General features: G+C 52.6%; 8 protein-coding genes and 1 pseudogene. 7 read left to right on the top strand and 2 right to left on the bottom strand.

Annotated features, from left to right (window positions below):
- Window positions 1-188 (bottom strand): annotated as a pseudogene (locus C814_RS24195) (site-specific integrase); the annotation flags it as partial.
- 188 nt (window positions 189-376) lie between these two features.
- On the opposite strand from C814_RS24195, the gene C814_RS15635 reads away from it, so the two are divergent.
- Both C814_RS15635 and C814_RS15630 read left to right on the top strand, forming a co-directional pair.
- Window positions 377-1,054: a DUF3990 domain-containing protein gene (locus C814_RS15635; RefSeq protein ID WP_016316340.1), complete on the top strand. Its 678-nt coding sequence runs from the start codon at window positions 377-379 to the stop codon at window positions 1,052-1,054.
- Window positions 1,035-1,679: a helix-turn-helix domain-containing protein gene (locus C814_RS15630; protein ID WP_016316339.1), complete on the top strand. Its 645-nt coding sequence runs from the start codon at window positions 1,035-1,037 to the stop codon at window positions 1,677-1,679. The genes C814_RS15635 and C814_RS15630 overlap by 20 nt, the downstream gene beginning before the upstream one ends.
- Window positions 1,680-1,985: 306 nt before the next feature.
- Here C814_RS15630 and C814_RS15625 read toward each other — a convergent pair whose 3' ends face one another.
- Entirely contained in the window at window positions 1,986-2,858 is an 873-nt protein-coding gene (locus C814_RS15625) for a MurR/RpiR family transcriptional regulator (protein WP_016316338.1), read from the bottom strand.
- A gap of 315 nt (window positions 2,859-3,173) precedes the next feature.
- On the opposite strand from C814_RS15625, the gene C814_RS15620 reads away from it, so the two are divergent.
- The 5 genes from C814_RS15620 to C814_RS15600 all read left to right on the top strand — a co-directional run bounded on the left by C814_RS15620 (window position 3,174) and on the right by C814_RS15600 (window position 9,380).
- Window positions 3,174-4,115 (top strand): alpha/beta hydrolase, encoded by a 942-nt coding sequence (locus C814_RS15620; RefSeq protein ID WP_016316337.1) that lies wholly within the window; start codon window positions 3,174-3,176, stop codon window positions 4,113-4,115.
- Between the two features lie 82 nt (window positions 4,116-4,197).
- Window positions 4,198-5,580 (top strand): sodium/glutamate symporter, encoded by a 1,383-nt coding sequence (locus C814_RS15615; protein ID WP_016316336.1) that lies wholly within the window; start codon window positions 4,198-4,200, stop codon window positions 5,578-5,580.
- Between the two features lie 35 nt (window positions 5,581-5,615).
- Window positions 5,616-6,440: a carbon-nitrogen hydrolase family protein gene (locus tag C814_RS15610; RefSeq protein WP_242829015.1), complete on the top strand. Its 825-nt coding sequence runs from the start codon at window positions 5,616-5,618 to the stop codon at window positions 6,438-6,440.
- 230 nt (window positions 6,441-6,670) lie between these two features.
- Window positions 6,671-8,236, top strand: a complete 1,566-nt coding sequence (locus C814_RS15605) for a BCCT family transporter (protein WP_016316334.1) — start codon at window positions 6,671-6,673, stop codon at window positions 8,234-8,236.
- Window positions 8,237-8,519: 283 nt separating this feature from the next.
- Window positions 8,520-9,380 (top strand): DUF6282 family protein, encoded by an 861-nt coding sequence (locus C814_RS15600; RefSeq protein WP_016316333.1) that lies wholly within the window; start codon window positions 8,520-8,522, stop codon window positions 9,378-9,380.
- The last annotated feature ends 455 nt before the right edge of the window (window positions 9,381-9,835 follow it).

Below are 9,835 nucleotides of genomic sequence, written 5' to 3'. Positions count from 1 at the left end.
CCTGCTTGCAGGAGATATCCCCTCCATTCCCCCATACGTTCCCTGCTTATTTCCCGGTCTTTCAGCCATATGAAGAAATCCTTTACATCCCGTGAATATTTGTCAATGGTCGCCGTTTCCCGCTCCTCTTCCCGCAAATATCTCGAAAACTCCCTGATTTTCTCCACTGTCGATGTACGATATTCCATCCTCCAAAACCTCCGTTTCGATTCGTCATGGTCCTATCATACCATTTCTGCGGTACAGCGCAACCTGTAAGAAAAGACGGCGCGGCAGGGGCTTCACCTGTCTCGCCAAAATTTTTACTTCGGTAAGCGCAGTTGACTATTATACTCCTAAAGAAGTATAATATATTGGAGGAAGGAGGATCGCCCCTATGATCAGAAACCTTTACCATGGCTCCAACACGATTATTGACAAACCGAAATTTGGATATGGGAAACCTTATAATGACTATGGCTTGGGCTTTTACTGTACCGACAGCCTACAGATGGCAAAAGAGTGGGGAGCTTCTGTCAATCAAAATGGATATGCCAACTGCTATGAACTGGATTGCGATGGGTTATCGGTTCTTGATCTTAACGGGACAGCGTTCTGCCTCCTGCATTGGCTGGCAGTCTTGCTGGAAAACCGGGAGTTTGATGTTCCCTCTGGCCTGGCGCTGGAAGCCAAGGATTATATTCGCACGAATTTTTCTGTGGACTACCAGAGCTGTGATGCTATCATCGGCTATCGCGCAGATGACAGTTACTTTTCCTTTGCGCAGGACTTTATCAATGGGACCATTTCCTATCGCCAGCTCAACAACGCTATGCACTTAGGCAAACTTGGCCAGCAATTCGTCCTGAAAAGCAGGCAGGCATTTGAACGGATTCAATTTACAGGCTATGAAGTTGCAGAAAGCAAAGAATGGTATGCAAAGAAAATACTGCGTGATAAGTCCGCCCGCCGGGAATACTTTAGTGCGGAGCGCGGCAGACGACAGCGCGGCGATTTGTATATTATGCAAATCATAGATGAGGAGATGATACCTGGTGATCCACGCTTACGATAAGGTCTATCTGTCCAAAGCGCAATCTGCCCTTGGCCGGATGCTGGACTTTGCGGTGTACAGCCTTCAATATGATATCTCGGAGTTTTTCGACCTGTTTCTCTCGTCCGGCGTGGCTACACGTTTTGAGAAAGGCGACTACTCTGTGATCACAGGGCTATCCGGCGTGGAGCTTGCTTATACGGTTCTAACATTATCCGGAATACACGCAGACCGCATTGAGCCTCGGTATCCCATCGACCGCAGTGAGGAATTTTGGACAGGCTGGTCGCTGGCCTACTACCAATGGGAGACCGCACTTTATTTTGCGGATATTATCCGCCACATCCCGATCAAGATCGTTATGGGTCTGTATTCCCCCTATCACGAAATGGATATCCGGCAGTTCTGCGACAAGATGAACGAGCTGTACCGTACCTCAAACCCTGAAACAAATCTAAAACTGTTTCGGCAAAATACAGGACTCAGCCAAAGGGAACTGGCGGAGCAGTCTGGTGTGCCGCTTCGCACCATTCAGCAGTACGAACAGCGGCAGAAGAACATCAATAAAGCACAAGCCGAATATCTGGTAATGCTGGCAAAAACCCTGTGCTGCGAGGTGGAGGACTTGATCGAAAAAGTGATGTAAATGGCACCGCAGCGCTGTTGCTGATAACCTCTTATTGCTGCTTTTACTTGGCTCACCCTTTCTTGATGTTCGGGCAGGGTAGCAAAGTAACGTAAAGGCTCCCGTAAAGGGGGAGCCAACGAGAAAAAATCAACCGCAAGATACAGCAAACATGCAAAGAATATCTGCTGATAAGGGGAAAATGTACCCCCTAAATGCCATAAAAAATACCGCAGAAAAGAAACAGGAAAAGTTGGAAGCGTAAATCGACTGACACAGAGAGGGGCTCTGGAACTTGCCGTTCCAGAGCCCCTCTCTTTTTCTTTGTCAGTACTCTTTCAAAACGACGTTATGATCTGTCAGAATACGCTCGATCCGCTCAATATTTTCGGTAGACTGCGGCGCGGTCCTGCGGCCCATCTCAGCGACAAGGGCTTCCAGCACAGCTAAGATCACTGTGTCCCCGCTAATATGGTTGACAGAATTGGTGTCAATGACTGCGTCGGCAAATTTCGTAATCGGATTCAAGCTGGTGTTGGTGATCAACGCGATTGATATCCCCCGGTCATGGCACATTTGGGCCACGTCGATGGTCTTTTTGGTACAGGGCCATATCGAGATAACCAGCAGCACATCCCCAGGCTCCAAATAGAGAGAGACCCTGTCGTAGACATAATCCAAATCGTGGGCAAGCTGCATGACATGGGGATAAAAGCTATTCACTGCATACTCAAAATAGAGCGCCAGCGGCCGGCTGGAGCGCAGCCCCAAAGGGCATATTCTCCGGGCCCCCAGCAGCATCTGGAGAATCCGGTCAAACTGCTGCCGGTTGGATGGTGTTCCCAAATTTTCGAGCATACAGATCCCGTCCGACATCACTGCGCTGAAACAATCGCCGGCGGCATTTCCGGCAGGGTCATTAAAACTCTGCTTTAACCCCCGGTAGGAGGTGGTCGTACGCATCAACGCTGCATTCAGCAGATCTTTTTTAAATGCACTGAAGCTGGGGTAATCCAGCGTTTGAACCAAACGCATCACCGTAGTGGTTCCAACCCCAGCCGCTTCGGCCAGCTCGGCAACGGTCATCACCCCTACCTGCTCATAGTTCATCACCAGGTAATGGCATAATTTCTGCTGCTTTTTGGGTAAGACGTCTTTGATTTTTGCGATCTCATCAATGATATTTTCCTGCATCATCATCACCTGCGTATCCGTTTTGGTCGGTCCATGTCTATTATACCTGTGTTTCTGTCGCAGCGTCAAGGTCAAACCTGCTTCTGTTCCCCACCATTTGAACGGTGGTCTATGTTTGACGTAAAATAAGAATATTTGATCCTTTTTGCAGTCATATGGAACAAAAATAACATGTTTAATTTGTTTAAAGGAACAAATATTTTTTATTTTCAAAAATAGGGTTGATTTATTCCTTATTTGGAGTACAATGTACTTGTATTTCAACAAAACATCATGCACCGCTTGTCCAAAATCATTATTTTTAGAAAGGATGTCTATCTTATGAAACAGAGAGAAGTCATTTTCTACAGCGAGGGGACCCGTATGGTAGGAACCATCTACCTTCCCGACGACTACAAGGAAGGGGAGAAGCGCCCCGGCATCATCGCAAACTCCGGCTGGACCGGCGTAAACAAGGTCTACCCCGCGATGTTCGCCCGTCAGATGACCCAGTACGGCTATGTGTGCATGGGCTTTGATTACCGGGGTTTCAAGCCCTCCGGCGGCATCAGTGGCATGGACAAATACACCACCCTGGAGATGGAGGTGGACGACGTCAACAACGCACTCACCTTCTTTAAACACCAGCCCGAGGTGGACGCGGAGCATATCGCGCTCATCGGCTGGGGCGTAGGAGGCGCTGTGTGCGTCAATGCTGCTTACCGGGATAAGACTGTCAAAGCGGTTGCTACGCTGAATTCCTTCACCGACGGCCGCCGTTGGATGCGCATGGGCATGGGGAACGACAAGTTTTATAAGATGCTCCGCGCCCTGGAGGAGGACAAATATAAGCGGGTTTCTACCGGCGACCCTGTCCTGCGTCATCCCTACGAGTTCTATCCCAACATCGACGAATCCGGCGATTTCTATGTGGATCACACCCTGAAGGAGCTGAACGGCGGCGTAGAGGCGTCCATCGTCTCTGACAACAATGCCGAGCCGTTCCCCACCCCCATGTCCTCCGTGATCGCCGAATCGTTCGTCCGCTTCAATGTTCAGGACATTCTGCCTAAGCTGGCTCCAGACTGTGCTGTCTTTGTCGGCCACGGAAAGTACAACGAGCTGCATGACCGCGAGGAGGCCGAGGATGCCTACAAGCTGGCCAAGGAACCGAAAGCGCTGTACTACGTAGAGGGCAAGCACAACGAATGGATGTTTGACGGCGATCCCAAACTGGAGGGCCTTTGCGCCGCCATGAATACCTTCTTTAAGGCGCATATCTGACTGCATTCTTGCCCTGCCCGTTCCCCAAAATTCCGGGCAGGGCTTTGTTTCAGGTATATACAGCTGTAGAAAGGAGTCTTTTATGGATTATACGCACATGTCGTTTCTGTATGATTTTGCTTTCATGTCTCTCCTGCTGATTATCGCCCAGTTTTTGCGGTCCAATATCAAGTTTCTGCAAATGTTCTATATCCCCGCATCGGTCCTGGCCGGTATCTTCGGGCTGCTGCTGGGACCTCAGTTCCTCAACATCATTCCCTGGAGCGGCAGGATCGGTTCCTATGCCTATATGCTGGTATGCGTACTGTTTGGCGGCCTGTTTTTGGGCAAAAAAAGCGGGGCCGGCGCAAAGAAGACGTTTAAACAGGTGGGAGACTCTTTCTGCGTGAACATGGGTGCTGAATTTTTCTGTTTTGGAATCGCTATGCTGATCGGCGGCGCACTGGTCATGCTTCTGTTCCCTGAAGTATTTATTGAGATTTCCCTGCTGATGCCCTCCGGCTATTTAGGAGGCCACGGTTATGCCTCCACCATCGGTACCGCCCTGAACAACCTGCTGGGCCGGGAGGATGGCGTGGTCATCGGCCAGACCTTTGCCACCATCGGTCTGCTGACCGGGCTGTTCGGCGGTATCGCCTGCATCAATTACGCCACCCGAAAAGGGGCAACCCGCCTGGTCGACAAGGCGGAATCCCTGCCCGAAGACTGCCGCACCGGTATCGTCCCCCCCGGCAAGCGCGCATCCATGGGCGAAGAGACCATTAATCCCATGTCGATGGACCCTCTGGCCTGGCATCTGGCGCTGACATTGATCGCTACTCTGGCCGGTTATCTGTTTTATGACTGGTATAAGCAGTATCTCCCCAGCATCGAACTGCCTGTCATGTGCCTGACTATGATTTTCGGCGTCATCATCCAGACGATCCTGAACCATACACCTTTCCGCGACAGCGTGGACGAGCATGTGGAAGGGCGGATCGGCAGCATGGTTACCGACTATCTGGTGGGATTTGGCGTTGCATCCATCTCGATCACGGTGGTGATGGAATTTGCCGCACCCATCCTCCTGCTCTGCCTGCTGGGCACGCTCACCTCTCTTGTGCTGGTCTTTGTCGTTGGCCGCAAGCTGTTCCACAATTTCTGGTTTGAGCGCTCGATCTTCGTGTTTGGCTGGACCACCGGCGTTGTGGCGATCGGTGTCACGCTGCTGCGCATTGTGGATCCTGAAGCCAAGAGCGGTACCCTGAGTGATTATGGATATGCTTACACACTACAGTCGGTCGTTGAGGTCTTTATCATCGCCCTTACCCCCATCCTCGCGGTTTCGATGGGCTGCATCGCGACCGGGCTGATTGAAACGGCGATTGCCCTGGCGCTCTTCTTGGTCAGTGCTGTCCTGTTTGGTATCCGAAAGGAAAAAATGAACGAACTTCGCCCGGGTGAAGCTGAGGTGCTGAAACAATGACCGGCTGCCCCCGCGGCCTGAAAGGGGATGTTGCAATGCGTGAGATGTTAACAAGTTACAAATTGGCGCTGGTCCAGATGGATTGCATCTTGTTTGATGTCCAAGCCAACCTGGACAAGGCGGAGGGCCTGGTCCGGGAAGCCGCGGCCCACGGCGCAAAACTCATCTGCCTGCCCGAGGTCTTTCAGGTAGGGTATTTCGGCAGCCGCATCCCGGATATGATGCGCTATGCAGAGCCGGAGGACGGCCCCAGCCTGACCCGTATGCGCGCCTTGGCGAAAGAACTGGAAGTCCATATCCTCGCCCCTATTCTGTTTTCCACACCGGATGGCATAGAAAACGCCGCGTTCCTGCTGGACGACCAAGGGGAGCTCCTCGGGCACTACGCCAAGACCCACCCGGTAGGGGATGAGCGGACCTATCTCCGCCGCGGCTCCCGCTACCCCGTATTCGAGACAAAGCTGGGGCGGCTGGGCGTTGTGATCTGTTACGATGTATGTTTCCCCGAGACCACCCGTCTGCTGGCCCTGTCCGGTGCAGAAGTGGTGCTTGTCCCCGCCGCATGGCGCGCCAGCCACTATTTCAAGGAATGGTGGGACATCGACCTGGCCTCGAATGCCCTGGACAATCTGGTCTATATGGCGGCAGTCAACCGCTGCGGGCCTTCCGGCGAGGAGATTTTCGCCGGTAAAAGCCAGCTGCGCAGCCCCCTGGGAGAGCTGCTGTGCACCTGCGGCGTAGAAGAGGAAGCGATCCTTTACGGCGAGGTCGATCTGTCCCGCGTCGCAAAAGAACGGGCGTTCAATACGGTGCTCACCGACCGCCACCCAGAGGATTATCTGCCTCTGTCCGCACAGTAGGGATTGCTTGAAAACAGGTTCGAAAGTTTTACTCAATTTTTTTCAAAAAATTGCGGGGTCGAGGGGCAGAGCCCCTGCCGCCGCGCGCACGCGGCGGAACACTTTATCCTGTGAAGCGCATTTTTGGGGTGAATTGGCTCTGACTTGCAGTCAGAGCTAAGAGGGGGCTTTTTGTAAGAGAAAAAGCCCCCTTGCATAAGGAAATACTAAAAAGAGAGAGGGGAATTTATGTGAAAAGCAAACAGGAGAATATGAAGCTGCGTACCATGACCTTTTTCCCGCCGTTCCTCATCCTGCTGGCCTTTGTGGTGCTGAGCCTGATCAGCCAGGACGTTTTCCTCGGCGTCATCAACAATATCAACAACTGGATCATCGCGAATCTGGGCTGGGCGGCCAGTATTCTGGCTCTGTTTATTGTGGTAGTCGGCGTATGGGCAGGGTTCTCCAAATTCGGCAATGTGCGTATCGGCGGCGAGGACGCAAAACCGGAACTGTCCAACTTCGCATGGTTCACCATCGCCCTGACCACCACAATGGCTGCCGGCGTCCTGTTCTGGGGGCCTGCGGAGCCGATTGCGCACTTTCTCTATCCTCCCACAGAGCTTTACGGTGTGGAGCCTATGAGCGCGGAAGCGATGAAATTCTCGATGGAAACCATGTTTTTACACTGGACCATCGTCCCCTACTGCATCTATGCGGTTCCCGCGGTCGTATTTGGCTTTATGTACTACAATGCAAAAAAGCCCTATTCCATCGCCTGCCAACTGTCCCCGCTGCTGAGTGAGCGGGCTTATTCCCCCCGCTGGATGCAGATCATTGACGCTGTCACCCTGTTCGCCATCGGCGCCGGTATGGCCGGCTCTGTGGCGCAGGCCTTTATGAACATCTCGGGCGGTATCTCCAAGATCACCGGTATCCCTTCCGATGTCCGGATGTGGCTGGTTGTAGCCATCGTTCTCGGCTCTGTCACCGTAGCGACCGCTGTATCCGGCATCCAGAAAGCGATGAAGCACGTTTCCAACATCAATGTCTACGGCTTCGCGATCTTCCTGATCTTCCTGCTGCTGGTCTCCAACGCGCCTTTCCTGCTGAATCTGTCCACTGAAGCTCTGGGCGGCTTTGCCGGCACCTTTCTGGAACGCATCCTGATCACCGGCGCCTCTCAGGACAGCCAGTGGCCCCAGTGGTGGACCACCTTCTACTGGTTCAGCTGGATGGCCTGGGCCCCCACTTCCGGCGCATTCATGGGCCGCATCGCCTATGGGCGGAAGGTCAAAACCGTTCTGGGGATGTATGTGGGCGTGTGCGCCAGCATCAGCGCTATCTGGATGATCCTGGTCAGCGGCACAGCCCTGTGGGTACAGAAATCCGGACTGGCAGACCTGTGCGCCGCCTACGACCTGGGCACCGAAAATGTCCCTTATGAGATGCTCTCCGCCCTGCCAGGTGGAAAGATCATCATTCCGCTGTTTGTCCTTCTGGTGTTCCTGTCCACCGTTACTGCCTGCAATTCCAATACCATCGCCATGGCGGGTATTTCTACCCGGGGGATCAGCCCGGACAACCCGGAAGCACCGATCTGGCTCAAATGTATCTGGGGCTTTGTCGCAATGGCCGTGGGGTACATCATGATTGCCGCTGTGGGGGTCAATGGGGTAAAGATTATCGCAAACTTCGGCGGTATGTTCGCTGCCCTGATTATGATCGGCGCGGCTGGCAGTCTGGCGGTCCTGATTAAAAAACATAAAAAGTTTGACTTGACCCTCCCCGAAGCGGAGCGCAATTCCGAAGATTAACCAAAAAAGAGGGTGGCCGGTTTGGCCACCCTCTTTCCTGTAAGAGCCTATTCAAAATCTTTTGCAGGGGGCTTTTTCTCTTGTAAAAAGCCCCCTCTTGCCGCCTAAAGGGCAGCAATTCACCCGAAAAATACGCTTCTCAGGATAAAGCTTCCGCATCCTGCGGGACGCGGCCAAAGGCTCTGCCTTTGGAATCCGCAATTTTTCGAGAAAAATTGAGTAAAGCTTCAGATTTTAAACAGGCTTTAAGAGGCCATACAAAACTTTTTGTAGGAGGATTTTTATGGAACAGATTTTAGAACAGGCCCGGATCCTATTAAAAGGTGCTTACGATCTCCATATGCACGCCGCCCCCTCCCCGTTCAACCGCGCCCTGGATGACTTCGGCCTGCTTCAAGCGGCTGGGGAGGCTGGGATGGCGGGGATCATGCTGAAATCCCATTACGAATCTACCGCTGCGCGGGCGGCGCTGGTCAACCGGCACAGCAGTTCCACCGCCCGAGCCTATGGTGGAATCGCCCTCAACTGGCCTGTGGGCGGGCTCAACCCCTACGCGGTGGAGAATGCGCTGAAACGGGGGGCAAAAATCGTCTGGATGCCCACCCGGGACGCGCAAAATTCTCTGCGTTCCGGGAATATGCCCGGCGACTTTTTTGACCGAAAGGGCATTACCATTCTGGAAGAGCAGGGGACCCTGAAGCCGGCCGTCCTTGAAATTATGGATATTGTGAAACGGTACCACGCCACTTTGGCCACCGGACACATCAGCCCAGAGGAAAGCATTTTGCTTTGTCAGGAGGGTGTGCGCCGCGGTGTACGAATGGTATTGACGCACCCCGAATTTGACCGCACCCGGATCGACGCCCCCACCCAGCTGGAATTGGCCGAACGGGGCGTCTGGATCGAGAAATGCTGGTACAATATCGCGGAACACAACTGCACAGTCCAGGATATGGTGCGGCATATTCAAGCGGTCGGCCCGGAACATTGCTTCCTTAGTTCGGATCGCGGGCAGTCCGGTCGGGAACTGCCGGTAGAAGGAATGCTGCGGTTTCTTTCGGCATTGCTTGAAGAGGGAATCCCTTTTGATTCACTTTACACGATGACCCATACCATCCCTTGTCAAGTTTTAGGGATCAACTGAATATAACAAGCAACGGCAGGACACGGTTTAAATAGCAGCCAGTTCCTGCCGTTGTTTGTTGTCGTTTCAAATTTTCCAATACGATCCCAGTTTATCGTCCCCCTCTGTGACAGGTATTCCGCCTATGATGGTATCTGCGCCGGGAGAACAGGAATCTCGAATGAACGAGAACATTATGTTACAAATAAAAAAACTGTTATTCTGAATCGGTATTTTTCTCTACAACAAGCGCCTTTTGTAAAGCTATGATTTTGTCAATATGAGTTGACACAATTCACGCAAGGAATATAGGATCTAAGCAGCAGCCGCAGTGAGGGACAGATAGAAGCGCTCTCTCTTGACAGCGGGTGGAAGGCCGCCGTTGGCGGAGCAGATACGGCGGTTGTTCCAGTAGCTCATAAAGTAACGCCAAATAAGAGATCTGAGTTCCTCCACGGTCAGCTGTTCAGTGTCCA

The sequence above is a fragment of the Anaerotruncus sp. G3(2012) genome (assembly GCF_000403395.2).
In the GTDB taxonomy this organism is placed as follows: domain Bacteria; phylum Bacillota; class Clostridia; order Oscillospirales; family Ruminococcaceae; genus Anaerotruncus.
Note: the sequence above shows the minus strand (reverse complement) of the source record. Positions and strands in the feature narration are given on the sequence as shown.

Bases quoted from the DNA above. Each gene is read 5' to 3' on its own strand.
- C814_RS15635 (WP_016316340.1), top strand. From the start codon at position 377: ATGATCAGAAACCTTTACCATGGCTCCAACACGATTATTGACAAACCG.
- C814_RS15625 (WP_016316338.1), bottom strand. From the start codon at position 2,858: ATGATGATGCAGGAAAATATCATTGATGAGATCGCAAAAATCAAAGAC.
- C814_RS15620 (WP_016316337.1), top strand. From the start codon at position 3,174: ATGAAACAGAGAGAAGTCATTTTCTACAGCGAGGGGACCCGTATGGTA.
- C814_RS15615 (WP_016316336.1), top strand. From the start codon at position 4,198: ATGGATTATACGCACATGTCGTTTCTGTATGATTTTGCTTTCATGTCT.
- C814_RS15610 (WP_242829015.1), top strand. From the start codon at position 5,616: ATGCGTGAGATGTTAACAAGTTACAAATTGGCGCTGGTCCAGATGGAT.
- C814_RS15600 (WP_016316333.1), top strand. From the start codon at position 8,520: ATGGAACAGATTTTAGAACAGGCCCGGATCCTATTAAAAGGTGCTTAC.